We start from the raw sequence: 24,416 nt of genomic DNA on the forward strand, positions 1-24,416 counted from the left end.
CGAGCCCCCTGTGCTTTTCTTCTGTCTAGCTCCGGCTCCTAGCCCCTAGCGTCATAAACAATCTACCTGCAGTCTGCTACGCAGACTTACGGTAGCTTGCTTATGCGTATGGGGCTGACCAGTCGCCTGTGCTTTTCTTTATTCCATTATACATTTATTATAAAAGTATTAACTCTAATCCAACTTACATGAATGTGCTCATGTGTTTCGATTCTGGTTGGGATATGTTTAAATAGGGTGAGAGTATTTCAAGGAGGTTGTTTTAGTGGAGTTTATTCGTGAGATGAAGACATTTCAAGATCTTATAAATGGGGAAGAGCCGGTTATTATTAAGTTCTCTGCGAATTGGTGTCCGGATTGTAAGCGTATGGATATGTTTATTGGTGAAATTGTGGAAGAGTACAATGCTTATAAATGGTTCGAGATCAACAATGATGAGTTACCTGAGGTTGCAAAGGAGTATGAAGTTATGGGGATTCCTAGTATTCTAGTATTCCAAAACGGTCAGAAAATCGCTCATCTTCATAGTGCAGATGCGAAGACGCCTGAGGAAGTGCAAGGTTTCTTAGCTAGCACGTTTAAATAACCGAATTGCTTAGTTTTCAAACACGCAAATGTGGAGTAAAATGGAAAAAACTCCGCGTTTGTGTGTTTTTTTATGTGTAATTGTAAGGGGGGATAAGGTGCTAGGGATTTTGCAAAAGTATAATAAATGGGTGGTTGCCTCGGTCTTATTAGGGATTGGAGCATTGATGGCAGCTGTTTCGTTTCTGTCACTATCATTCTATATGTTGTACATAGGTATTCTCTTGTTAGCTCTTCTTCAGTTAGTAACGGATGCTTCAGTAGAAGCGTCTCTTTCATCTTCAAACGAGGGTGTGATGAAGCGGTTTGGATGGAAGGTTGTGAAAGGATTTCCAGTCGCTTTTGTTTTTATGCTGATCATCATAAATGAAAGGCCGGCTGAAGTGCCGGGGGGAGAATCACAGAAGTTCTTTCTGTTAGGTACCATCTTTGTGAGTGGTGTATTTGCTCGACTGCGTAAAGATCCTAATAAGTATCAAGATCCTGATCCTTTGCGAGAGAATCAGGTCAGGTTGGCGGCTTTATTATTAGCGATTGCCCTTGTATTCTTCGCTACCCTTTTCTGGGTGGGGAGCATGTTCGAATAACACGATTAAGAACATAGGGAATAAAAACGAGCCGGATACCTTTTAGAAGGTTTCCGGCTCGTTTTTTCTTTAGTCATCTTTTAATATCTTTACAAGACGTAGCAGGTCTAAGAATAGATTAATAAAATCTAAATACAAGTTCAGTGCAAGAAGTGGAACGTCTTTCTCGTTAAAGTGACCGTTCTTAATCTTGTTAATGTCGTAGATAATAAACCCTGAAAAGATAACAACACTAATCAATGTAATCACAAGAATAGCTGCGCTGCCTAAGTTAAAGAAGATGTGGATCAGCCATACAAGAATGAGGGCAAGTAGCGCACTCATGAGCATTCCGCCAAGAAAGCTTAAATCTCGTTTTGTCTTCCACGCATAAAGGGACAATACGATGAAGATTACGGTTGTAACGCCAAGTACCATAAGGACCGTAGTAGCTCCAATGGAACTAATGTAATACGAAATGGCTGGATACAACGTTAATCCTGATATAAATGTAAACAGAAACAGAAAGCTGTACCCAATTTTCTTCGCTTTACGGAGGAAGAAAACAGAGATTAGTAAAATAAATTCTAAGATTACGAGTGGGAGAAACAATGCGGGTGGTACCCATTGCCCCATATACAAACCGACCGTTGCGACAAGTAGAGATAGCGCAAAGGTTCGGAGTACTTTGCTGAGTAGTTCATGTTTTTTCAAAAGTGTTCCCTCCAATAGGTGTAGGTGCGGTGTTTAGTATAATCGCAACTTGAGCAAGCGTCTACCCGTCTTGTTTGTTCCCCTTGTATGCTATCGGTAACCATCTTGCTAAGTGTCTATATAGTTTACGAGATGTATTGGTATTTGGTTTCAACCCGTGCTGTAATTTCTAACTGCCCTGGTTCTACGGGAGTACTTGTTGCCCCCGTAGCTTGAGCTTTAACCATTGTTTGTGGTGTAGGTTGAGAAGGTGGTAACTGTTCATCAATTGAGATCGGTGTCATGTCAATTTGGAGATTCATCGTCTGTGCGATCGTTTGGGCTTTCGTGTTGGCATTCTTTAAAGCAGAGGCTAGTGCTTCTTGGTAATAAGACTGAGGGTCCTGAATGGTAAAAGAAATGTTCGAGACTCGGTTTGCTCCGTTAGCAACAGCCGTATCAATTACTTCACCTGTCTGATCTAGATTTTCAATGGTCACGTTAATGAGATGAGTGACTTCATAGCCCCTGAACTGCTGTTTCCCATCAATATAATCATATTGCGGGAAAATGAAGTAGTCGACGGTTTGAATATTTTCTTTTGGAATACCAATTTGAATGAGAGAATCAATCACTTGATCAAGCGTTTGGGCATTCGTTTGTTGAGCCGTTGTTAGCTCTTCATCTTGCGTTTCTACACCTAACTTAATATTGGCGACATTTGGTTCAGCCTTGACTGAACCAATACCTGTAACTGTTAGGAAGCGGTTAGCGTTGCGTCGCCCGTCGCGATTAAGCGGTTGTGGTGATGGATAATACATAATGATTCCACCTTCCGTCTAAAATTAACCCTACTACTTAATTCATGAAAGGAGAGGGTCAAATATGCCATTTTGACCTGCTAAAGTGGAGAAAAGTTGTTAAAGATGTATGGAAATGGGGGAATGGAAAGAAAGGATTTCTAAAAAAGGAGCGAACAACTATGGGATTTTTATTCTCTCAGTTTTCAAAACCCTCAGGATTTGTTGGAAAAGTAGTGGGCTGGATGATGTACAAGCAAAATGCCGATATCAATAAATGGGCTATGTCTTTCTTGGATATTCAATCGACGGATTGTGTGTTAGAGATTGGTTTTGGGCCAGGATATTGTGTGAAAGAACTTTGTGAAACGTATGAGGGAGTATGTGTGATTGGCTTGGACCCTTCTGAAACGATGGTTGAAGAGGCAAAGAGACGTAATCAAAAAGGGGTAGAACAGGGGCAAGTGAAGCTAGTAAAAGGCTATGCAGAAGAAGTGACTGAGGTTCATGATACAATAGATAAAGTGCTGGCTATTAATAACATAACGTATTGGGAAGATCCGGTTGGGACTTTGACGACTCTGAGAAAACGGATGAGCGAGAAGGGCAGGATTTCTGTAGCTCTCCAGCCTCATGAGAAAGGGGCAAATGACCAGACGACGGTCATCATAGGGGATCAGATTCGCTCATTCCTAGAGCAAGCAGGCTTTAAGCAAGTGCTTGTCCATCATAAGCCCGGTAACCCAACGAAAACAACGTGTGTCGTTGGGTCAGTATCGTCTGTTCCACTGATAGCCAATGATTCTTGAAGGGAGCGAAGACAATGAAGCCATCATTAAAAAAAGAAGAACGTGAACAAATACTATCTAAGATTCAAGGGTACTTTGAAGTGGAAAGAGGAGAGGAGATCGGAACAATTGCAGCTGATCAAGTCTTTCAGTTTATTGAGAAAGAAATTGCTCCACATTTCTACAACGAGGGAGTGCGAGACGCAAAGAGAATGCTAGAAGAGAAAATGATGAACCTCGACGAAGATATCACCTCTCTTGAAAAACCCACTTCCCCCACAAGAAGATAAACAAAAACGTGCCAGACACCCTTTAGTGTGCTAAAGGGTGTCTGGCACGCGTTCTTTCTGTGAAGTGTTAAAGTATATTAGTGTTTGAATTGGTTGAGTTGTTCTTCTAGCTGGTTGATCATTGTTTGTAGTTGAACAGATTGTTGTTGTACGTTGTCGAAGGTGCGTTGTTGTTCTTCAGTGGAAGCAGAGATCTCCTCAGTTCCTGCAGCGGTTTCTTCTGTAATGGCGCTTACGCTTTGCATGCTAGATGATACTTGCTCACTCCGGTTGAGGGAGGCGTCCATATTCTGTACGAGTTGGTGTAATTCCGTGTGAATCATCGTCACATGCTCATGGATGGAAGAGAACGCCGTTTTAGACTCATTCATGGTTTCTTCTTGCTTCGTGGAAATAGATGTTGATCGGCTTGTATCCTCTTCTATCATTTGAATACCTTTTTGAATTTGCTCAACCATGCTGAAGATCTGTTCCGTTGCGTTTCTAGATTGATCGGCGAGTTTTCGAACTTCTTCTGCGACAACTGCAAAACCTTTACCATGTTCTCCAGCTCGAGCAGCTTCAATCGCCGCATTAAGAGCAAGAAGGTTCGTTTGTTCAGATAAATCATTAACGAGCTGGGACGTCTGATGAATTTCATTTGTATATTGGACAAAGGATTGAACTGATTGTTCAATCGACCTTGTGGCTACAATGCCCTTATTTAGAAGGTCTTGTTGGTTTTCAATGGATCGTTGCCCGACTTCAACGCTTTGGAGCGCGCTTTCACTTTGTGCGCTTGCATTTCGGCTAGCTTCCACATTTTGTTGAAATCCGATATGCATTTCCTCCATTAAGTATGATGCATCTTGGACATCTGTTGAAATCGACTGACTGCCTTGTGCAAGCTCATCTGTAGACGTTGCAACTTGTATAGAGCTTTCTGATAGAGTATCGATGTTGCTTTTTAATCCCAAACTAAACTCTTGTACTTCTTTCCCCATCGTTTCAATAGATTGGATCGTTTCCTTTAAGTGTTCAACCATTTCTTTAAAGGAAGAGGCTAATTGTCCAATTTCATCCTTTCGCTTTGTCATAGCAACGTGCACAGTTAAATCTCCGCTTGCAATCGTTTGGGCTTTTTTAGCCAAGTCTCGAATAGGATTTGCTGTTTGAACAGACAACCTCCATGAAGACAATACGGACAGGAGAATTAATGCTCCGCTTGCAATTAGAGTGATAAGAATGAGTTGTTCAATTTGATTTTTTCGGCTTTGGATTTGACTTTCGTGCCACTGGTTGGCTGTGTAATTAATCATAAACGCATCATTTAGAATTCCGCCTGCTCTAGCAGCTTGTCGACTGATCTCATTTGTATCATTGGAGGCCAGGTATTGTTCTGATTTGCTTTTTAACGAAGCATATTTCGCTTCAAGCTGGTTGAACCATTTCTTTTGCTCAGCATTCTTTAACTGGTCTTTTAATGCAATAACCTCGCTGTTTACTGATTCTAGTAAATCTCTAGACTCCTGTCTGCTAGCTTCCGATGGGTTGTTAGCGAAGTTATTTAATGATTGCTGAAGCGTCACAACACTTCCATTCAGATGTTCAGCATCGAGGAGAAGTTCAACTTCTTGAGAAGACGACTCTTGTACTTGTATCATCTGAGTAATGACATAACCAATAAGGACTAAACTTAATATTAGAGGGATGGAGGATAGTAATAAAATCCGTTTGCGTAGAGACATTTTATTCGTCGCCCCCTTTATTCATGGCATCTTCTAAGGTTTCCCGTTGTGGGTTGGTCAGTTTTATAATGCGGATGGGAGCTAAGCCAACTGCTTCTTCTTTTAATCCTAGTTGAAGATGCTTCCCTTGTTCGAAGGAACTTTCTTTAAGCTGCTTAGCAATATCAAATAAAGCAACATCAATGCGTTTCATCATTGAAGTGACGATCGATTCTTCAGCTAAAAAGTATTGATCACTATCAACGCCAAATGAGTAAATGCCTTGCTCTTGAGATTCTTTCAAAGCACCAACACCTGCATACCCTGCTACAGGGAATATGTGGTCAGCTCCGTCAGCGATTTGCTTCTCTGCAAGTTCAGCTGCTTTATCGTCATTGTCAAAATCACCTATGTAATCAACGGAAATAGTAGCGTCTGGATTTGCGTTTTGAACGCCTTCTTTGAACCCTTTTTCAAAATTCTTTACAACAGGAATGTCCATCCCGCCAATAAACCCAACGTGGTTGGACTCGGTACGCATACCAGCGATAAGACCGATTAAGTAACTTCCCTCATCTTCTTTAAATGTGAGGGATGTAACGTTTGGTTGAGAGGATACAGCATCAATAAGTAGGAACTTCTGATCCGGATATTTCTTAGCCATCTTTTCAACAGCTTCCTGCGATTCAAATCCTAACCCTACAATTAGGTCGTGTCCTTCTTTGACGAGATCTTCTAAATAACCAACGTAATTCCCGGTGAGCGGTTCTTTATAATTGAAAAAAACCCCGAGCTCGTCACGTGCCCGTTCTAGCCCTTGAAGAGCCGAGTCGCTAAATGAGTTATCTCCAAGTCCGCTATCTGTGACCAAGAGTCCAATTGTTTTCTTGTCTTCTGCTTTACTGGATTGGCTCACTTGTGTACAAGCGCTTAACAAGAGCGACAACCCAATCATCCATAAAAGAAATGTTTTCTTCTGCATGACATAACCCCTTTATTCCGTAATTTCACACATAGTTTATATATCGGTTTACATAGGGCTTGATTTAATACTCATGAGGGGATTAAATAGTAAGAAACAAGAAATAAAGGGGAAATGACACCGTGATTCGAAAAGCAACAAGAGAAGATTTAGAGCGCATTATGGAAATTGTAGAAGCTTCAAAGCTATTAATGGGAGCAACAGGTAGCGATCAATGGGATTCAGCTTATCCTCTTTACTCAGATTATGAAAATGACTTTGAACATGGACGTTTATTCGTCTATGAAGAGGGAGAGAGCGTCTATGGAGTTGCATGTTTTAATGAACAAGAACCTGAGCATTATTCGCTCTTACCGTGGTCGAAGCCTAAAGGAGAGAAGGTATTGCTAACGCAAAGGCTTGCTGTTGATCCAGAAGTGAGAGGGAAGGGGATTGCTGAATCTTTCTATCACTATGTTGAACAATTAGCAGGTGACAGAGGAATTCAATATTTGAAGACAGATACGTATTCCTTAAACCCGGCTGCGCAACGTGTGTTTCAAAAGGCTAGCTATAGCTATATAGGGGAGTGGAGCACTCCAGAGCGCAAGGCGCCGTTTTACTTTTATGAGAAAAATATAAAAGAGGGGTAATAAAAAAATTCCCCTTCACCAAAAGAGAAGGGGAAAAATTACTGGTTGAAGGCCTTCCGGAGCAGTTCATAAGAGCGAAGTCGTTCTTCAAATGGATTGATAATGGTATTCACAATGATTTCGTTCACATTATAGGCGTGAGCAAGGTGTTCGATTCTTTCTTTTACTTGTTCAGGATTTCCAACAATCATGCGCTGCCTGTTTTCGCGGACACGCTCTTTCTCAAAGATAGAATAAGAGTACTGACTAGCCTCTTCTGGAGAAGGGAAACCATCGCGTTTCGCTCCTTGCTCGATTTTTAAAATGGATAGATCTAAAGATGAAGCCAGATACTCCGCCCTTTCCTCCGTTTCAGCACAAACAACAAAAACAGATACGTTTCCTTTTGGCTCCCCTTGTTGGATAGAAGGTGTGAAGTGATTGGAATAGCGATCCATTGCCCGTGTACCACCAAAGCCGTTAATGAAATGGGCAAATGAATAAGAAGCACCAAGATCTGCAGCTAGTCTGGCACTCGTTCCGCTTGAACCAAGCATCCAGATTGGTGGAGTGGTTTCTGTTTGTGGCGTTGCGCGCACGTCCAGGCTATAAGGGTCATGACCTTGTACATAAGCCATTAATTCTTTCACTTGTTCAGGGTACTTCTCGACATTCGGATACGAACCGTCGTTTAAAGCGTAATTGACGTTAGGCATTCCACCTGGCGCGCGCCCAATCCCTAAATCAATTCGACCTGGGTACAATGTTTCGAGTACCCGGAACGCTTCAGCTACTTTATAGGAACTGTAGTGGGGAAGAAGAACCCCTCCTGTACCAACTCTAATGTTCTGGGTGTTTGCTGCAAGGTGGGCTACTAATACTTCGGGAGCAGAACCTGCTAAGCTTTGGGTGCTATGATGTTCTGATACCCAGTAGCGATGATACCCCAACTGGTCGACATGTTTCGCGAGTTCTGTTGTTTGTTGAAAGGCGTCTGCTGGAGTTTGCCCAATTAAGACAGGTGACTGATCCAGCACGCTTAGTTTTATCGTCAAAGTGCACCATCCTCATATTTGTTCATCGTCTATATTTATTATCAGAGAAAACCATCACCCCATGCAAAAATATTGCTTTACCATAAAATTTTTACCGCACATTCTTTTACATACTCGTCGAACGCTTTGTCTATATTTTGACAAAATATCACAAACCTATATGGTAAACTGAATGAAAAGGTAGTAATAGTAACGGGGGGAGCATGTGTCTTCAATTCCTATTATCCAAACACAATTAAGGCCACCGGTGGTCCAGGATCGTTTTGTTCGAAGAGCATCTTTGCAAAGGAAGATAGCTTCTATCACAAGGTATCCTTTGATCTGCATGCATGCTGGAGCGGGGTACGGCAAGAGCACGGCTTTAACACTTTTTGTACAAGATAGCGGTTTAAATATTGCCTGGTATAGCGTTTCATCAAACGATGACGATCTTATACCGTTTCTAACAAAATGGATTTATTCTCTTCGAGTTCAGGAGCCATCATTCGGTGACCGCATGCTGAACGAATTGAATAGCTTCCATCAAGATCAACAACATGAAATAGCCAGGCTGGTATCTCTACTTATTAACGAGTTGAACCAGATTCATCATCCAATCTACTCCATCATCGATGACTTTCACCATCTCAATCATTCAACGAATATAAAAGAATGGATTGAACTCTTCTTTGAACATCTACCACCACATGTACATATCATCTTGTCTAGTCGTGCAAGGGTTCGCTTGAATATACTAACCTCTCTAAAAGTAAAAGGAAATCTCATGGAACTGACTCAAGAGGACCTTCTGCTATCAGAAGAGGAGATGGGGCACATACTTGAGGATTTATACGAGGTTCAAGTAAAATCGGACGACCTACACGCTATTCATCGTATTACAGAAGGGTGGGCCATTGCATTTGAAATGATTTTACAACAGCTTCAAGCTGGGGTGCCCACGAAGAAAATCCTTCAAAATCGATCCACATCATTACAAGACCTATTTGATTACTTAGCTCAGGAAGTACTAGCGAAGCAGTCCCTCATGATTCAGCAATTTCTAGAACAAACCGCAATTCTTGATGTGTTATCAGCCGAAGTATGTGATGCTGTTTTAGGCATTTCTGGTTCAGAGAATATACTTGACCAACTGGCATCTCAACAATTGTTCCTCCAACGTATAGACGAAACTCATTACCGCTACCATGCGCTCATAAAGATCTTCCTTCAGAACCGTATGAAACATAAGGATATTCGCTCTTATCGCCAACTACATTTCGCAGCTACGACCTTTTATGAGTCTAAGAGGGATATGGAAACGGCACTTTCTCATGCAAATCAATTAGAAGATGATGAACGAGTATCTAACATACTAGAAAAATGCGGAGAGGTTATGATTGCATCAGGAAAGCTCCAAAGTCTCTATGATTCTCTTCAAGTGTTATCAGAAGCTGTAAAAGAGAGGCGTCCAATGCTTTGGTTTTATGAAGGCGAGGTGTTGCGCTATCGTTCATTATATGAGCAATCAAAAGCGTGCTACAAGAAAATTTATGAGATTGGACAGAGTCGATCGGAAGCATATATTACGAGCCTGGCTCTAGAGGGAATGGCCAGGATTTATCTTGATACGATTCAACCAGAACAGGCAGAACGATTTTTGCAACAAGCCATTGAATATAGGGAGAAAGCGGACGTAGACAAAGAAGAAATGGCACGCCTTTATCACCTTTTAGCTGAGAACCTATTAAATGCCGGACAGGCGCGTAAAGCAGAAAGCTGGTTTAACCGAGCGAAAGACCTCAATTTACCCCTACAAGATGATAATTTCGAAGCGCGTCTTTACTTGCGCACGGGGCGACTGGAACAGGCTGAGAAGGTCCTGCTAACGAGGAAGAAAGAACAGCCTCTTGATGGAATTCAGCTTTTGCCTCGTTCGCATCGGGAAACCGATATCCTATTATCGATTATAGCTGCATTTATGGGCAAGGGAGACGTAAGCAAGAAGCATGCCGAGGAAGGAATAAAGCAAGGTATTCAAGTACAGTCCCCTTTCGTGGAAGCATGTGGTTGGATGCGAATCGGTCATGCTGTTCAGTTGCTTAATCGCTATGAGCCAGACCTTGCAGAACGCTGCTATCAAACTTCCCTCGAAATGATGGAATCGCTTAATGTTTCAAGAGGGAAAGCAGAGCCATATATGGGACTTTGTGTACTATATGGTGTGCAGGGTAACTATGAGAAAGCAATAGAAGCAGGGGAAAACGGGCTGTATGAAACAGAACTTGTCCGCGATGTGTGGCTCTCTACATTAATTAAATTATGTATGGCAATAGCAGCAGTCTATAATCGCAAATATGAGAGGGCGAAAGAAGACCTCCAAATAATCGAAAAGCAGTTTCATCAGTGCGGAGACCGATATGGACTGATGCTTTCTTCATATTGGAAAGCTTATATAAGTTGGGAATTGGGGGATGAAGAATCATTTCAAAGGGAAATGAGAATATTTCTTCAGCGCGTTCAAACAGGTCGGTATGAGTTTTTCCTATCTGAACGGACGACATTTGGCCCCATTGATCTGCAAAACACGGTCCCCCTCTTATTTGAAGCAAGAAGCCTGCACATTCATGAATCGTTTGTCTCGACGGTCATATCTAATCTAGGCTACGGACAACGTGATAACCACCCTGGATTCACCCTACGTATCGAAACGTTAGGCCCTTTAAAGCTTCATATGGGTACTGATGTTATCCAAGAAGAAGACTGGCAACGAGGGAAAGCGAGAGAGCTATTTGAACTGCTTATTACGAAGCGGAAGCAGCTAGTAAGGAAAGAAGAGATTTTAGCAGCTTTATGGCCTGACCAGGATGAAGAGAGCGCCAATCGTGGTTTTAAAGTAGCATTAAATGCGTTATTAAAAACAATAGAACCAAACCGCAAAGCTAGAGGGGCCTCTTTTTTTATTAAGAAAGAAGGAAGCGCTTACGGAATACACCCTGAATCAGGTTACGAACTGGACAGTGCATTGTTTGAAGAATGGGTTGAAGCCGGCTTAAAAGAAAGTGAACCTTCTCAGGTGAAAGATATGTTAGAACGAGGGTTATCTATGTACAAGAATGATTACTTGCCAGAAAGGCGTCTAACAGATTGGTGTTTACATGAACGAGAACGACTCCAAGTATTATTCCTTAGAGGAGCTGAAAGGTTAGCACAGTACTGTGTACGAATAGAAGAATATGATACGTGTATTCAATGGTGTGAAAGGATACTAAGGGTGGATGCGACATGGGAAGAGGCTTATAGATTAATGATGTTTAGCTACTATCGGCGCCACAATCGCCCTCAAGCGATTAAATGGTACCAGAAATGTTGCCGTGTACTTGAGGAAGAACTAAGTGTTCTCCCAATGGAATCCACACAAGATATGTACCAATTAATTCAAAATGAAAAGCACGTCCAAAGTTACATTTAAGGATAAGTGAAGCATGAAATTGCCAAACAATTTCATGCTTTTTTTGTGGAAAGGAATTCGTAATGATTTTGGTTTGTAACTATCTTGTAACTCTCGTCTTCTAACATGAAGCTATCAGTACAAATTATTTAAATGAGTTAAAGGGGGAAGGTTTAAATGATGTTGAAACGTGGATTTTTGATGTTGGTATTTTTATTGTTACTTGTATTTGTAGCGGCTTGTAGCAGTGATGATGCTTCTTCTGAAAGTACTGAAGAAGATGTAGAGACAGAAGAAACAACAGATAATAATGAAGAAGAGGCTACCTCAGGTGAACCGATTAAGATTGGAGTATTGGCTTCCTTATCAGGCGCTCTTGAATCATATGGAAAACAAACGAAGCAAGGATTTGATTTAGGCATTGAGTATGCAACAGAGGGGACAAATGAGATTGCTGGTCGCCCGATCGAAGTCGTGTATGCAGATACAGAAACAGATCCCAAAGTGGCACGTCAAAAAGCCATTGGGCTATTAGAGGATGACAAAGTTGATTTCCTTGTTGGATCTTCTAGTTCAGGAGATACACTAGCTGTTCTGCCACTGGCAGAAGAATATCAGAAGATTATGGTCGTAGAGCCGGCTGTTGCGGATAGTATCACCGGTAAAGACTGGAATAAATACGTGTTCCGTACAGCACGTAACTCTTCTCAGGATGCAGTGGCTGGAGCTGCAGCAATTGCGAAAGAAGGGGTTAAAATCGCCACGCTTGCTCCTGACTACTCATTCGGACGTGATGGGGTAGCTGCATTTACGAAAGCAGCTAAAGATTTAGGAGCTGAAATTGTTCACGAAGAATACGCCGATCCAACAGCGACAGATTTTACAGCTAACATTCAAAAGATCATTCAATCTGAACCTGACTACTTGTTTGTCATTTGGGCGGGAGCAAATTCCCCTTGGAACCAAATTTCTGACATGAAGCTTCAAGAAAAAGGGATTAAGATTTCTACTGGAGCTCCGGATATTGCAGCGCTCAGTACAATGAAGGAACTTGTTGGTATGGAAGGATTCACCGTGTATTATCATACTCTTCCTGATAATGAAGTCAACGACTGGTTAGTAGAGAAGCATCAGGAGAAATTCGGTTCTGTTCCTGATCTGTTTACACCAGGAGGCATGAGTGCAGCTTTATCGATTACAGAAGCTCTAAAACAAACGAATGGTGAAGTGAACGCAGATGAATTGATTACAACAATGGAAGGAATGAGCTTTGAAACACCGAAAGGAACGATGACGTTTAGAGCTGAAGACCACCAGGCCCTTCAATCGCTTTATAAGATTACACTAGAAGAACAAGAAGGTGTGGATCACCCGGTTCCGGTGCTAGAACGCGTGCTGACGCCTGAAGAAACGGCTCCGCCAGTACAAAACTAAATCATATAAACGAGGACTTCGGTGAGAATCACGTGCCGGAGTTCTTGTTTCATGAACATGAGGAGGGGACTTATGAGTTCTATATTGGAAACAAAAGATCTGACTATTGCTTTTGGAGGACATGTGGCTGTGGATCATATATCCGTGCAAATTCCTGAGAAACAGTTCACCTCTGTAATTGGACCAAATGGGGCGGGCAAAACGACTTTCTTTAATCTATTGAGTGGTCAACTTCAGCCAACAGAGGGAGAGATCTTTCTAAGAGGAGAGTCAATTACGAAGCTTCGTCCGACAAAACGAACCCGTAAAGGAATTGGTCGTTCGTTTCAAATAACGAATGTTTTTCCGAACCTGACCGTTTTGGAAAACGTTCGGTTAGCAGTCCAAGCGCGTAATCGTGTCCGCTTTCAAATGCTTCGCCACTTCACCGCTTATAAAGATTTCGAAATAGAAGCTCATGAATTGTTGGAGCAAGTTCTTCTTCAGGATAAAGCACAATCCCTAGCCAATAATTTAGCGCATGGGGAGAAACGAAAGCTCGAGATTGCAATGCTTTTGGCGTTAGAAACAGAAATCCTCCTTCTTGATGAACCGACAGCAGGCATGTCGATTGAAGAAGTGCCAGCCATTTTAGATGTGGTTCGATCGATTAAAGAGAGAGGCAATCGTACAATTGTCTTAATCGAGCACAAAATGGATATGATCTTAGACTTATCCGACCAAGTCCTAGTCCTTTTTCACGGTGAGCTGTTAGCACAAGGGTCTCCTGAAGAGATTATGAAAAATTCAACCGTTCAGTCTGCATACTTAGGAGGGTTATATAATGGAGACTCTGCTTAACGTAAATAGGGTTGAAACGAATATTGACCAGTTTCATATTCTTCATGACATTGGATTTGAGGTACCTAAAGGAGAGGTCACCGTTTTACTGGGGCGAAATGGAGCAGGGAAAACAACGACGCTACGAACGATTATGGGACTGAACCCGGCTAACAAGGGTGATATTTTATTTAAAGGAGAAGACATAACGAAGCTTCCTCCTTATCAAATTGCGAGAAAAGGTATCGGATATGTTCCTGAGGACCAGGGGATTTTTGCCGGTTTAACTATCGAGGAGAACATGAAAGTATCAATGCAAAAAGAGGATGCTGCAACTCTTGAAAGGACGGAATGGATCCTTGAGTTATTTCCGGATTTGAAAAAGTTTTGGAAGAAGCCAGGAGGCCAGTTGAGCGGTGGTCAAAAACAAATGCTTTCCATAGCTAGAGCTTATGTGAATGAAAATGAGCTCCTATTGATTGATGAACCGAGTAAAGGTTTGGCTCCTATTATCGTCGAGAAGGTCATGGAGTCAATTCAACAAATGAAAGAGAAAACAACAATCGTCCTTGTTGAGCAAAACTTTATGATGGCCAGTCAAATTGGGGATCGCTATTATATCTTAGATGATGGTCAAACCGTACATCAGGGGCTTATGAGTGAACTGAGCGAAAACGAGGGACTAAGAAAGAAATACTTAGGAATTGCTTAGAGGGGAGGGGAAGGTATGGATCTGCTACTCAGCTTAACCGTAAACGGTCTTGCTACAGGGATGTTGATTTTTCTTTTAGCGGCAGGGCTTACACTTATTTTTGGGTTAATGGACGTCTTAAATTTCGCTCACGGAGGCTTGTTTGCCTGGGGGGCCTATAGCGGGGTATGGGTGTATGATATAACAGGCAATTTCTTTGTCGCCATTATAGGAGCGATCGTAACGGGTCTGTTGCTCGGTGTGCTAACAGAGTACCTCATTATTCGACCGGTGTATGGGAACCACGTTCAGCAAATCCTTATTACCCTTGGTTTTATGATTGTGTTATCAGAAATGCTTAAGGTTGTATTTGGGCCTGATCAGAAAGCAGCTCAACCACCAGCTTTTATGGATGGTTCCTTTATGGTTGGGGATGTCATTCTTATTAAGTACCGTTTATTTATCATTCTTGTAGGTGCATTGGTTTATGCGATTATGTTTTATATTTTACAGAAAACAAAGATCGGCTTAATCGTCAGAGCCGGCGTTATGGATAAAGAAATGGTGCAGTCTCTAGGGATTAACATTCGTCTCGTATTCATGCTCGTTTTTATGGTTGGATCAGCTCTTGCTGCCCTTGGAGGAGTGTTACTCGCTCCTTACTCTGGCGTAATTTATGCTGAAATGGGCATGGAATTTGCTATTCTCGCCTTTATCGTCGTTGTCATTGGGGGGATGGGAAGCTTTACAGGTTCTCTCTTAGCAGCTTTGTTAGTAGGGTTGGCCCAGTCGTTTATGGCTTACTATTATTCGGATCTTTCGCTTGCTGTTAACATGCTTCTCATGGTAGCGGTTCTTGTCTTCCGTCCACAAGGTTTATTTACAGGAAAGGGGTGAGGAAATATGAGGGTACTAAAAGTTGAACGAAGCACAGGAATCTATTTATTGCTGTTTACCTTTCTCTTACTCGTCCCGTTTTTCTACGATAACAGAACCATTTTGTTTCTTATGACGCAAATCTTTATCTTTGGCATATTCGCGATGAGCTATGATTTACTGCTCGGATTTACCGGAATTGTGTCATTTGGTCATGCCATGTTCTTTGGAATCGGGGCGTATAGTGTGTCTGTCATGATTGACCGAAATGAGCCTACGATTGCGTATCTTCTGCTTGGAACTATGGTGGGGATTGTAATCGCTGGTGTGGTCAGCCTTCTAGCAGGGCTTCTTACACTAAGGTTAAAAAGTCATTTCTATGCGATGCTGACTCTTGCGTTAGCTGGGCTGTTTCTCGTGTTGGCTGAGAAATGGAGGGGGCTAACTGGTGGTAATGACGGTTTCACGATGCAAATACCAGAATTCTTTAAAGACCGGGGGCACCTATACTTAACATGTCTTGTCTCTCTCATCATTCTATTTTTTCTTGTTCGCAGATTTACTCAGTCTCCAGCAGGACGTGTGGTGATGGCAATCCGTGAAAATGAAAAAAGGGTAGAGTCGATTGGGTTTTCGATTATGTTTTATAAAGTAGCGGTAAGTGTCATCTCTGGTATTGTAGCTAGTGTTGCGGGGGTGCTTTATATCCTATCTCTTCGATTTGTGGATACGAGTGTTTTTGCAACAGATGTTACGTTAGATGCGCTGTTAATGACCATTATCGGTGGAGTGGGTACACTGATAGGTCCGTTAATTGGAGCTGGACTTATTGAGGTGGCTCACCACTATTTATCTGAACTGGCAAGCGTTCACTGGATCTTCGAAAGATGGCTTATTTTATTCGGTATTGTGTACATTTTAGCCGTAATATTCTTCCCTAGAGGGATCGTTGGGAGTTTACAGTACATGTGGGTGAAGCGGAAAGCAAAGAAGAAATCATCTTCAAAAGGGGAAGATGTAGCAAGCTAAAGGAGGGGGAGGAGATGAGCCAACCGGTCTCATCGTTTATTATTCGGTTTCATACAGCTAATGTAGATCCAAATACATTGGAGAAAATGTATCGGATTAAAGTTACACATGTACAAACAGAGCACGAATGCACATTTAACTATCTTGAAGAAGCATTCCGTTATATGAAGGTATCCGTTGATCGGGAAGGGAAGCGGGAGGGGGTGTAAGGAATGAGTGCGATAGGCATCATCAGTACGGGGGTTTATCTTCCATCTACAAGAATAGAAGGGTCAGAGATTGCGAGTGAGGCAGGATTACCCGTTGAAGTTGTCGAACAAAAGTTAGGTATTAAGCAAAAAACCATTCCTGGACCAAATGACCATACGTGTGAAATGGGGGTTCGTGCAGCCAAAGAAGCGCTCCGGAAAGAAGACATTGATGCGAAGGATCTTGATCTGGTCATTTATATCGGAGAAGAGTATAAAGAATACCCATTATGGACGGCGGGAATTAAGCTTCAAGAAGAGGTTGGGGCTACCAATGCATGGGCTTTTGATGTGGCAATGAGGTGTGGAACGACGATTATGGCGATAAAAGTAGCGAAAAGTATGATGCTTGGCGACTCATCTATACAAACGGTTCTGTTAGCTGGTGGGTATCGCAATGGTGACTTTATTCGTTATACCAACCCAAGAACAAGGTTCATGTATAACCTGGGGGCCGGAGGCGGAGCGCTTGTCTTAAAGAAAGGCGTTTCAAAGAACATCGTTCTTGAAACATCTATAGTAAGTGATGGATCGTTCTCTGAGGATGTTGTTGTAGTAGCTGGAGGGACGAAGCATCCGTTAACGGCTGAGAATCTTACAGACTATCAGCTGGACGTTTTAGACCCTGAAGGTATGAAGAAACGCTTAGAAGAGAAATCCATGGACAACTTTCTTTACGTCATCCGCGATGCCTTAAAAAAGAGCGGGTATAAGGAGGCAGACATTGCTTACGTAGCGATGCTTCATATGAAGCGGTCTGCGCACGAATACGTATTGAATGCATTAGGCCTGACACTTGATCAATCCATTTATTTGGAGGATTACGGACATATTGGTCAGATGGATCAAATTCTTTCACTGGAGTTAGCTGAAGCTCAGGGGAAATTGAAACACGGGGATCTAATCGTTCTTGTTAGTGCTGGGATTGGATACGCTTGGGGAGCAACGGTCATAAAATGGGGAAACCATAAGGAGGCGTAATGGTAGTGAATGTTCATATGAAAAAAGTTCAACTTCAAAATGGTGAATCGTTAGGGTATCGAGAACGAGTTGGAGGCGATGAAGTTGTATTGCTTCTTCACGGAAATATGACCTCTTCTAAACACTGGGATCTTGTATTAGAGAAGATCGATGAAAAGTATAAAGTGTACGCTCTTGACCTAAGAGGATTTGGTACGTCCACATACTTGAACCCTATTGGTACAATTGGTGACTTCGCTGAAGATGTGAAGTTATTCGTAGATGCATTAGGGCTAAGTGATTTCGCATGCGTTGGATGGTCCACAGGTGGAGCCGTTGCGATGGAATTTTGTGCTCGTTATCCACACTATTGTAATCGCTTACTACTGCTTGCTTCAGCCTCAACACGAGGGTACCCGTTTTTTGCAACAGGTGAAAATGGGTTGCCGGACCCTTCTAAACGACTAGGAACGATAGAGGAAATAAGGAGGGACCCAGGGAAGACCATCCCAATTCAACAAGCATATGATGAAGAGAACGTGCCGCTTTTGCGAGCCATATGGAAATCTCTTATTTATACCCACAATCAACCGAATGAGGAACTGTATCAAGCCTATACGGAAGACATGATGACACAAAGAAATTTAGCTGAAGTCTATCAATCTTTAAATCTCTTCAATATTAGTCATCACCATAACGGACTTGTAGAAGGGAACGGAAGCGTTGATCAAATCGATATCCCAGTACTCGTTATGCGAGGGGAACGTGATCTTGTCATTACCGAAAGAATGAATGAGGAGCTGCTAGAAGACTTGGGAGACCGCGCTACATATGTACCGCTTCCTGATTGCGGGCACTCACCTATAATCGATAACTTAGATTTGTTGGTGCAGACCATGGAACAATTTCTTGAGGAAAAGGAGAGACAACGTCAATGAGATTAGATGGGAAAGTAGCTATTATTACAGGGGCGGCTAACGGAATAGGACTAGAAGCGGCCAGGAAATTTACGAAAGAGGGGGCAAGGGTTATTCTTGCTGATTACGATGAAGAAACAGGTGCGAAACGAGAGGGGGAATTAAGGGACGAAGGCGCTGAAGTTTTATTTGTTAAGGTCAATGTGGCGGACCGTACAAGCGTAGACGCTTTAATGGAAAAGGCCGTACAAACGTATGGGAGAATTGATATTCTTGTAAATAATGCAGGCATTACAAGAGATGCGATGCTGTCGAAAATGACACCAGAGCAGTTTCAACAGGTAATCGATGTCAACCTGACAGGCGTATTCCATTGTGCGCAATCCGCGATGCCCCATATGGTCAAACAAGGAAAAGGGAAAATTATTAACACATCTTCTGTCACGGGCACGTACGGGAATGTCGGACAGTCCAACTATGCTGCAGCTAAAGCAGGCTTAATTGGTTTAACAAAGACGTGGGCCAAAGAGCTAGGGAGAAAAGGGATTAACGTCAATGCAGTAGCTCCGGGCTTCACCGAAACGGCGATGGTGGAGCAAGTTCCTGAAAAAGTAATCGACCAGATGAAGACAATGGTTCCGATGGGGCGTTTAGGGAAACCTGAAGATATCGCCAATGCCTATTTGTACCTCGCCTCTGATGAGTCGGACTATGTAAATGGACATACGCTTCATGTAGACGGTGGAATTATGATGTGATGTGTCTCAAAAAAGCCCCTTTGTAGGGCTTTTTATTTTTGGCACTGTTAATGTGAAATGTTTCCCCATATAACCCCCCCCCCCCCGTTATATGGAAGACTCGAAGCTGAGAGAATTCTCGACAGCTCGCCCGTGGAAAGTGAGTCGTTCCCCAGCCCCCAGCTCTCAACATCATAACGCTCCCATCCACATTAACATGTCTCAGATTCGCCATTTGGGATCGGATTCTTTTTGTAACTAGACTGTAACTCCTTCCTTCTACACTAAGACTATGAATTTATATTTGAACGAGGTGATTGTGTTGTGAGGTGTGGATTGGATTGGATTAAAAGTCGGGCATGTTTGTTTCCTAGAGATCGGGCCGTTGTAGATGCCGCTACAGGGAGAGAATGGACGTTTGAGGATGTAAATAGTCGTGCAGAGAAACTAGCGGCTTACTTTCATCAACATGGGATTAAAAAGGGGGACAGAGTTGCTCTGTTGTCTCCGAATGATATTAGTTATTTTGACTTTTTATTCGCTTGTATGAAAAGTGGAGCCATTTTTGTTCCGGTGAATTGGAGGTTGTCGGGGGAAGAGGTACTTTATATTCTGCAAGATGCATCACCTTCCTTAATTGGAGTTCATCATAGCCAGACGTTATCAAGGCGAGAGAGTAAAGGCTGTTTGGTCTTGCCAATCCCAAATGATCAATATGTTGAAGAATTGAATGTACCTGTACAGTCTACGAGTCAGGAGCTTTCAGAAGACTCTCCAGTGGCCATGATTTATACAGGCGGTACCACTGGAAAGCCAAAAGGAGCCGTTCTTACTTATGATTCTATTCGTTGGAACGGACTAAATACAATCGTTAGTTGGAACTTATGCAAGGAAGACACCACACTTACTTGTTTACCTATGTTTCATACAGGAGGGTTAAATGCGCTCAGCATTCCTGTATTAATGGCTGGTGGAACGGTAGTACTATCTCCTTCATTTGAAGCAGAACAAGCGGTGAACGATTTGATACGGTATCACTGTACGATTGCGCTATTTGTACCTACGATGTACCACATGGTCATTCGGACCAAAACGTTTCAAAAGGCTACGTTTGAATCTATGAAGGTGTTTCTTTCGGGTGGCGCTCCATGCCCTTTAAGTATTTATCAAGCTTTTCATCAAAAAGGGCTGAACTTTAAAGAAGGTTACGGGTTAACAGAAGCGGGACCGAATAACTTTTTTATTCATCCCGATGAGGCTGTGAAAAAGCCCGGTTCCGTTGGGCGAGCGATGGTTTTTAATGATGTTAAGATTGTTAAAGAAAACGGCGAAGAGTCTTCTGAAGGTGAAGTAGGAGAATTGCTATTACGGGGGCAACATGTTTTCAGTTTCTATTGGAACAATCCTCAAGCTACACAAGAGTCCCTTCAAGACGGATGGCTTCATACGGGTGACCTAGCACGCCAGGATCAAGAAGGGTATGTCTATATAGTAGGCCGCAAGAAAGAAATGATTATCACAGGAGGGGAGAATGTATATCCACTGGAAGTCGAGCATTGGATTGCTTCCCTAGAAGGAGTGAACGAAGTAGCGATAGTGGGGGTGCCAGATGAGAAGTGGGGAGAAGTCGTAACAGCTTTCGTGTCACTCCAACCGAGAAGTATGCTGACTGAAATAGACCTAAGGAACCACTGCGCTTTAAAGTTATCACGTTATAAAACCCCCAAAACATTTCAAATCATAGAAGATTTGCCGAAAACCCACGTAGGGAAGATTGATAAAAAAGCTTTGCGAGATCATTATGCTTCCAACAATTTATAATGTTTATGTTCACACCTCCCAGGGGTATCGATAATTACGAATTGACTTTCAAGAGGTGATGAATGTGCTAGCAACAATTTCATGGATTGCTTTAATAATCGGACTGCTATCTTCCCTTATTATTATCGTAGACGTCATTCGTCACCCGCAAATGATGGCTATTATGAACGTGGTATGGCCGATTAATGGATGGTTTCTCGGGCCATTTGCGGTTTGGTCTTATTATAAATGGGGACGTTTAAAGGCTAAAGATTTAAACCGAGAAGATAACCGCGGTATAGGAGCTCAAGTGTTCATGTCAACGAGTCACTGTTCGAGTGGGTGTACATTGGGAGATGCCGTAGGTGTGCCAATCGTATTCTTTACAAGTCTTACAGTGGCAGGCTCAACATTGTTAGCTCACTATACGGTTGAGTTTATAGCAGCTTACTTATTCGGAATCCTGTTTCAGTTATTTGCCATTTATCCAATGAATCAAGAGGCGGGTATATTAGGGAATTTAAAGGATGCGATTAAGGCAGACACGTTATCCTTAATTGCATTCGAGATAGGGATGTTCGGTTGGATGGCTATTGTTCACTTTGTTTTATTCCAAACCCCGCCAAAACCAGACCAATCGACGTATTGGTTTATGATGCAGATCGCTATGATCTTAGGTTTTCTAACGAGCTACCCTGCGAACTGGTGGCTTGTGAAAAAAGGCATTAAAGAAGCGATGTAATCAGAGCACTCTCTTTTATAGAGAGTGCTTTTTTAGTCGGAATCTCATTTATTTCCAAATACTGATATAATAAAGCTAACTATGTAAGGAGAGGTTGTATGAGTGAAATGTTGCAGAAAAAGCCGATTGCCTGGTTTCGACTTTTGTTTCTTATAGGGCTGCTGTTACTACCGAATCTTCTTGTTCAGAAATATGAGCTAGTCGGTACAGTAACACGTGGGGCTGTATGGGGGACGGCATTGGATTTATTAGTTGTTTTTCCGATTGCATGCTATTTTTTTGTGTTACGCAGGCGTCCTTCGCTACTTGCTTTAGTCCCGCTGATGTTTGCTGGGCTTCTTGCTTTGAATTGGATGGTACCTGAATATGCAAAAGAGCACTTATGGGTCATCAATCGCTCTGTCATCTTTCTTGAAGCCTCTATTGTTCTAATCGAATTCCTATTGTTCTTATGGGTTATAAAACAATGGCCTATAATAAGATGGTCAATTCGAAAAGAGCGCTCCGCCTATTATCATCTATCCATGAGTGCCTATAAAGGAATAGAGAACGCATTTTCTGGTATGACAGGGAAGAAGAAATCGACTCAGAAGGTATTAGGTTTTCTAATTACGGATTTATCAGCTTTCTATTATGCGTTTGCAGGAAAGCGGGAGAACGTTCTTCGTTACACAAATGCACCTGTGTTTTCCTATCATAAGAAGAGCGATTATCAGGGGATCTTTATCATGTTAGTTCATGCTCTTCTGATCGAAATCATTGGTCTACATTTCCTGGTTTGGCAATGGAGTCATACCGCTGCTTGGGTCGTAACTATTCTAGATATCTACGCCTTGTTATTCGTCATAGCGGATTACCAGGCTATGCGCAAATCTCCAATTGTTCTTGATCAAAAAGGAATCCATATTCAGAAAGGATTGCGATTCTTCACCTATCTACCTTATAAAACGATTCAACACATTGAGAAAGCAACCGTTACAGCGAAAGAGTGCCAGAAGGATAAGAAGTCTGTTGCTGTGACATTACCCTCATTTGAATCTCAGTCCCCTCAATGGACGATCCATCTTGAGGAATCGGTAGACGTTCACCTTGTCTTTGGTCGATCGAAGAAGGTAGAAAGAATCTACCTCACCGTAGATGACCCAGGTTATTTTATAGATGTCATAAAAGAAAAGGTTCCTCATCAGGTTGAAACGAAAGAAGAGTAGCATAATTTCCACCGTAGTCTATTACTGTCCTCGCGGGTTTCGTTAGACGTAGAAAAGGAAATGATATGTATAGAACTATTGCAAATGATAGGGGGAAGAAAAATGATTCAGTACGACAAGGGGCTCTTCTTGTACAACGGGGATGCTGGACCCAATCAAATGAACCAAAAGCTATCAGTAGCGCTTCCGGTCTTATCTCAGAACGTTGAAGAGCTACGCGTTATACAGACGAAGAGCCCGGATGATTTGAAGCGAAAATGTAAGGAGTACGGGGAAGAAGTCGATGTCATCTATATACTAGGTGGAGATGGAACCGTTCATGATAGTGTGAACGCCCTTGCTCAATTAGAGAATCGTCCAGTTATAGGTGTACTACCAGGCGGGACGTGCAACGATTTCACCAGAATGCTTGGTATGCCTCAAAATATAAAAGCAGCAGCACAAGCTCTTGTAGATGGCCGTGTTGCGCCTGTTGACGTTGGTCATATTCAAGACGGAGGATACTTCTTAAATTTCTGGGGCGTTGGACTTGTGACCGATACATCTCTAAATATTGACCCAGACCAGAAAGATAGGTTTGGGGTATTGAGTTATTTCATTAGTGCGGTGAAAACGATGACTGCTTCAGAACCTTCACATTATAAAATTACCATTGATCAAGAAGAGGTATATGAAGAAGAAGGAGTCATGGCACTTGTTATGAATGGCCAGTATATCGGAACACGTTACATTCCTGTTCCTTCATTACATGTGAATGATGGAAAGCTTGATGTTTTAATCGTGAAGAACTCGAACTTATCCACCTTTAAGGAATTAATTAATATGGATCAGCCGGGAAAGAGCACAGACGATTTACAAGGAATTTTCCATAAACAAGCCTCTGAAGTGAAAATCGAAACAGAGAAGGAACAAGATGTGGATACGGACGGAGAGATTTATTTAAAAACACCAGGAGACATTAAGGTACTCCCCAACCACCTCCGTATGATCTTTCACCAGTCACAACAATAAGGAGAAAGAGAGAGAAAGTTGATGAGAACTACATTACACATAAGTGGCTTTCTGCTTCTTCTGGTTTTCTTAGTAGCTTGTGGGTCAGGCGAGGAAGAATCAGAAGCGACCTCAGAGAATCCAATTCAAGCCCGAGTTCTTACCGTTCCAGAAGAGTTAACGACAGAGCAGATCACCACACTCCAAGTAAAAGTAACACAAGGAGATCAGAAAGTAGATGAAGCTAAGAAAGTAACCTTTGCATGGGGAAGAAAAGGGGAGGAACCCTCCAATCACAAACCCTCTCAAAAGCAAGGGAACGGACTTTATTCCATTCAACATACATTTGATGAAGCTGGTAGGTATGTGATTGTAGCTACCGTTGAGGCGAATGGCCAGAAGAAAGAAGTAAAGAAAGAGATTAAGGTAGAGGAACCGAATGATTAACGAAGAAGTCGTTCA

General features: G+C 42.3%; 25 protein-coding genes. 20 read left to right on the top strand and 5 right to left on the bottom strand.

What is annotated here, in order from left to right:
• Positions 1-283 precede the first annotated feature (283 nt).
• Together IMZ31_RS01195 and IMZ31_RS01200 are read left to right on the top strand one after the other, a co-directional pair.
• On the top strand, positions 284-586 hold the full coding sequence (locus IMZ31_RS01195; protein WP_207530260.1) for a thioredoxin family protein: 303 nt from the start codon (positions 284-286) through the stop codon (positions 584-586).
• A gap of 97 nt (positions 587-683) precedes the next feature.
• Positions 684-1,172 (top strand): hypothetical protein, encoded by a 489-nt coding sequence (locus tag IMZ31_RS01200; protein ID WP_207528876.1) that lies wholly within the window; start codon positions 684-686, stop codon positions 1,170-1,172.
• Positions 1,173-1,241: 69 nt separating this feature from the next.
• Here IMZ31_RS01200 and IMZ31_RS01205 read toward each other — a convergent pair whose 3' ends face one another.
• Positions 1,242-1,865 carry a Bax inhibitor-1/YccA family protein gene (locus IMZ31_RS01205; RefSeq protein WP_207528877.1) on the bottom strand — a complete coding sequence of 208 codons (624 nt, stop codon included), beginning with the start codon at positions 1,863-1,865 and terminating at the stop codon, positions 1,242-1,244.
• 125 nt (positions 1,866-1,990) lie between these two features.
• On the bottom strand, positions 1,991-2,665 hold the full coding sequence (locus tag IMZ31_RS01210) for an SIMPL domain-containing protein (protein WP_207528878.1): 675 nt from the start codon (positions 2,663-2,665) through the stop codon (positions 1,991-1,993).
• Positions 2,666-2,826: 161 nt separating this feature from the next.
• Here IMZ31_RS01210 and IMZ31_RS01215 point away from each other — a divergent pair, with 161 nt between their 5' ends.
• Both IMZ31_RS01215 and IMZ31_RS01220 read left to right on the top strand, forming a co-directional pair.
• The gene (locus IMZ31_RS01215; RefSeq protein ID WP_207528879.1) at positions 2,827-3,453 is read left to right on the top strand and encodes a class I SAM-dependent methyltransferase; all 627 of its coding nucleotides are present in this window, start codon (positions 2,827-2,829) and stop codon (positions 3,451-3,453) included.
• Between the two features lie 14 nt (positions 3,454-3,467).
• Positions 3,468-3,722 (top strand): DUF2164 domain-containing protein, encoded by a 255-nt coding sequence (locus IMZ31_RS01220; protein ID WP_207528880.1) that lies wholly within the window; start codon positions 3,468-3,470, stop codon positions 3,720-3,722.
• Positions 3,723-3,799: 77 nt separating this feature from the next.
• Here IMZ31_RS01220 and IMZ31_RS01225 read toward each other — a convergent pair whose 3' ends face one another.
• Together IMZ31_RS01225 and IMZ31_RS01230 are read right to left on the bottom strand one after the other, a co-directional pair.
• Positions 3,800-5,449, bottom strand: coding sequence for a methyl-accepting chemotaxis protein (locus tag IMZ31_RS01225; protein WP_207528881.1), 1,650 nt, complete (start codon positions 5,447-5,449; stop codon positions 3,800-3,802).
• Position 5,450: 1 nt separating this feature from the next.
• The gene (locus IMZ31_RS01230; RefSeq protein ID WP_207528882.1) at positions 5,451-6,410 is read right to left on the bottom strand and encodes a BMP family lipoprotein; all 960 of its coding nucleotides are present in this window, start codon (positions 6,408-6,410) and stop codon (positions 5,451-5,453) included.
• Between the two features lie 122 nt (positions 6,411-6,532).
• On the opposite strand from IMZ31_RS01230, the gene IMZ31_RS01235 reads away from it, so the two are divergent.
• Positions 6,533-7,042, top strand: coding sequence for a GNAT family N-acetyltransferase (locus tag IMZ31_RS01235; protein ID WP_207528883.1), 510 nt, complete (start codon positions 6,533-6,535; stop codon positions 7,040-7,042).
• A gap of 38 nt (positions 7,043-7,080) precedes the next feature.
• Here the strand turns inward: IMZ31_RS01235 and IMZ31_RS01240 are convergent, their stop codons facing one another.
• Positions 7,081-8,070 carry an LLM class flavin-dependent oxidoreductase gene (locus IMZ31_RS01240; RefSeq protein WP_207530261.1) on the bottom strand — a complete coding sequence of 330 codons (990 nt, stop codon included), beginning with the start codon at positions 8,068-8,070 and terminating at the stop codon, positions 7,081-7,083.
• Positions 8,071-8,281: 211 nt separating this feature from the next.
• Here IMZ31_RS01240 and IMZ31_RS01245 point away from each other — a divergent pair, with 211 nt between their 5' ends.
• The 15 genes from IMZ31_RS01245 to IMZ31_RS01315 all read left to right on the top strand — a co-directional run bounded on the left by IMZ31_RS01245 (position 8,282) and on the right by IMZ31_RS01315 (position 24,401).
• Positions 8,282-11,524 (top strand): AfsR/SARP family transcriptional regulator, encoded by a 3,243-nt coding sequence (locus IMZ31_RS01245; protein WP_207528884.1) that lies wholly within the window; start codon positions 8,282-8,284, stop codon positions 11,522-11,524.
• 156 nt (positions 11,525-11,680) lie between these two features.
• Positions 11,681-12,937: a substrate-binding domain-containing protein gene (locus IMZ31_RS01250; protein WP_371825468.1), complete on the top strand. Its 1,257-nt coding sequence runs from the start codon at positions 11,681-11,683 to the stop codon at positions 12,935-12,937.
• 72 nt (positions 12,938-13,009) lie between these two features.
• Positions 13,010-13,777, top strand: coding sequence for an ABC transporter ATP-binding protein (locus IMZ31_RS01255; protein WP_207528885.1), 768 nt, complete (start codon positions 13,010-13,012; stop codon positions 13,775-13,777).
• Positions 13,761-14,468 carry an ABC transporter ATP-binding protein gene (locus IMZ31_RS01260; RefSeq protein ID WP_207528886.1) on the top strand — a complete coding sequence of 236 codons (708 nt, stop codon included), beginning with the start codon at positions 13,761-13,763 and terminating at the stop codon, positions 14,466-14,468. Before IMZ31_RS01255 ends, IMZ31_RS01260 begins: the two co-directional genes overlap by 17 nt.
• Positions 14,469-14,483: 15 nt before the next feature.
• Entirely contained in the window at positions 14,484-15,344 is an 861-nt protein-coding gene (locus IMZ31_RS01265) for a branched-chain amino acid ABC transporter permease (protein ID WP_207528887.1), read from the top strand.
• Positions 15,345-15,350: 6 nt separating this feature from the next.
• A complete protein-coding gene (locus IMZ31_RS01270; protein ID WP_207528888.1) occupies positions 15,351-16,352 on the top strand; it encodes a branched-chain amino acid ABC transporter permease in 1,002 nt (333 codons plus the stop codon).
• A 14-nt stretch (positions 16,353-16,366) separates the two neighbouring features.
• Positions 16,367-16,561: a hypothetical protein gene (locus IMZ31_RS01275; RefSeq protein ID WP_207528889.1), complete on the top strand. Its 195-nt coding sequence runs from the start codon at positions 16,367-16,369 to the stop codon at positions 16,559-16,561.
• Positions 16,562-16,564: 3 nt separating this feature from the next.
• Positions 16,565-17,581 carry a 3-oxoacyl-ACP synthase gene (locus IMZ31_RS01280; protein WP_207528890.1) on the top strand — a complete coding sequence of 339 codons (1,017 nt, stop codon included), beginning with the start codon at positions 16,565-16,567 and terminating at the stop codon, positions 17,579-17,581.
• Positions 17,581-18,498 (top strand): intracellular short-chain-length polyhydroxyalkanoate depolymerase, encoded by a 918-nt coding sequence (locus IMZ31_RS01285; RefSeq protein WP_207528891.1) that lies wholly within the window; start codon positions 17,581-17,583, stop codon positions 18,496-18,498. The genes IMZ31_RS01280 and IMZ31_RS01285 overlap by 1 nt, the downstream gene beginning before the upstream one ends.
• Complete coding sequence (fabG, locus tag IMZ31_RS01290) at positions 18,495-19,235, top strand: 3-oxoacyl-ACP reductase FabG (RefSeq protein ID WP_207528892.1); 741 nt, start codon at positions 18,495-18,497, stop codon at positions 19,233-19,235. The genes IMZ31_RS01285 and fabG overlap by 4 nt, the downstream gene beginning before the upstream one ends.
• A gap of 315 nt (positions 19,236-19,550) precedes the next feature.
• Positions 19,551-21,035 carry an AMP-binding protein gene (locus IMZ31_RS01295; RefSeq protein ID WP_371825469.1) on the top strand — a complete coding sequence of 495 codons (1,485 nt, stop codon included), beginning with the start codon at positions 19,551-19,553 and terminating at the stop codon, positions 21,033-21,035.
• Between the two features lie 58 nt (positions 21,036-21,093).
• The gene (locus IMZ31_RS01300) at positions 21,094-21,756 is read left to right on the top strand and encodes a DUF4396 domain-containing protein (protein WP_242705618.1); all 663 of its coding nucleotides are present in this window, start codon (positions 21,094-21,096) and stop codon (positions 21,754-21,756) included.
• A gap of 98 nt (positions 21,757-21,854) precedes the next feature.
• Positions 21,855-22,964, top strand: coding sequence for a hypothetical protein (locus IMZ31_RS01305; RefSeq protein ID WP_207528895.1), 1,110 nt, complete (start codon positions 21,855-21,857; stop codon positions 22,962-22,964).
• A 102-nt stretch (positions 22,965-23,066) separates the two neighbouring features.
• Positions 23,067-23,975 carry a YegS/Rv2252/BmrU family lipid kinase gene (locus IMZ31_RS01310; RefSeq protein WP_207528896.1) on the top strand — a complete coding sequence of 303 codons (909 nt, stop codon included), beginning with the start codon at positions 23,067-23,069 and terminating at the stop codon, positions 23,973-23,975.
• Between the two features lie 21 nt (positions 23,976-23,996).
• Positions 23,997-24,401 carry a FixH family protein gene (locus IMZ31_RS01315; protein WP_207528897.1) on the top strand — a complete coding sequence of 135 codons (405 nt, stop codon included), beginning with the start codon at positions 23,997-23,999 and terminating at the stop codon, positions 24,399-24,401.
• The last annotated feature ends 15 nt before the right edge of the window (positions 24,402-24,416 follow it).

The sequence above is a fragment of the Pontibacillus sp. ALD_SL1 genome, from assembly GCF_017355605.1.

Excerpts from the sequence above, each read along its gene's own strand:
- IMZ31_RS01250 (WP_371825468.1), top strand. The coding sequence starts at position 11,681 with ATGATGTTGAAACGTGGATTTTTGATGTTGGTATTTTTATTGTTACTT.
- IMZ31_RS01285 (WP_207528891.1), top strand. The coding sequence starts at position 17,581 with ATGGTAGTGAATGTTCATATGAAAAAAGTTCAACTTCAAAATGGTGAA.
- fabG (WP_207528892.1), top strand. The coding sequence starts at position 18,495 with ATGAGATTAGATGGGAAAGTAGCTATTATTACAGGGGCGGCTAACGGA.
- IMZ31_RS01265 (WP_207528887.1), top strand. The coding sequence starts at position 14,484 with ATGGATCTGCTACTCAGCTTAACCGTAAACGGTCTTGCTACAGGGATG.
- IMZ31_RS01315 (WP_207528897.1), top strand. The coding sequence starts at position 23,997 with ATGAGAACTACATTACACATAAGTGGCTTTCTGCTTCTTCTGGTTTTC.
- IMZ31_RS01255 (WP_207528885.1), top strand. The coding sequence starts at position 13,010 with ATGAGTTCTATATTGGAAACAAAAGATCTGACTATTGCTTTTGGAGGA.
- IMZ31_RS01220 (WP_207528880.1), top strand. The coding sequence starts at position 3,468 with ATGAAGCCATCATTAAAAAAAGAAGAACGTGAACAAATACTATCTAAG.
- IMZ31_RS01215 (WP_207528879.1), top strand. The coding sequence starts at position 2,827 with ATGGGATTTTTATTCTCTCAGTTTTCAAAACCCTCAGGATTTGTTGGA.
- IMZ31_RS01310 (WP_207528896.1), top strand. The coding sequence starts at position 23,067 with ATGATTCAGTACGACAAGGGGCTCTTCTTGTACAACGGGGATGCTGGA.
- IMZ31_RS01225 (WP_207528881.1), bottom strand. The coding sequence starts at position 5,449 with ATGTCTCTACGCAAACGGATTTTATTACTATCCTCCATCCCTCTAATA.
- IMZ31_RS01260 (WP_207528886.1), top strand. The coding sequence starts at position 13,761 with ATGGAGACTCTGCTTAACGTAAATAGGGTTGAAACGAATATTGACCAG.
- IMZ31_RS01230 (WP_207528882.1), bottom strand. The coding sequence starts at position 6,410 with ATGCAGAAGAAAACATTTCTTTTATGGATGATTGGGTTGTCGCTCTTG.
- IMZ31_RS01195 (WP_207530260.1), top strand. The coding sequence starts at position 284 with ATGAAGACATTTCAAGATCTTATAAATGGGGAAGAGCCGGTTATTATT.
- IMZ31_RS01270 (WP_207528888.1), top strand. The coding sequence starts at position 15,351 with ATGAGGGTACTAAAAGTTGAACGAAGCACAGGAATCTATTTATTGCTG.
- IMZ31_RS01305 (WP_207528895.1), top strand. The coding sequence starts at position 21,855 with ATGAGTGAAATGTTGCAGAAAAAGCCGATTGCCTGGTTTCGACTTTTG.
- IMZ31_RS01300 (WP_242705618.1), top strand. The coding sequence starts at position 21,094 with ATGAATGTGCTAGCAACAATTTCATGGATTGCTTTAATAATCGGACTG.
- IMZ31_RS01275 (WP_207528889.1), top strand. The coding sequence starts at position 16,367 with ATGAGCCAACCGGTCTCATCGTTTATTATTCGGTTTCATACAGCTAAT.
- IMZ31_RS01210 (WP_207528878.1), bottom strand. The coding sequence starts at position 2,665 with ATGTATTATCCATCACCACAACCGCTTAATCGCGACGGGCGACGCAAC.
- IMZ31_RS01280 (WP_207528890.1), top strand. The coding sequence starts at position 16,565 with ATGAGTGCGATAGGCATCATCAGTACGGGGGTTTATCTTCCATCTACA.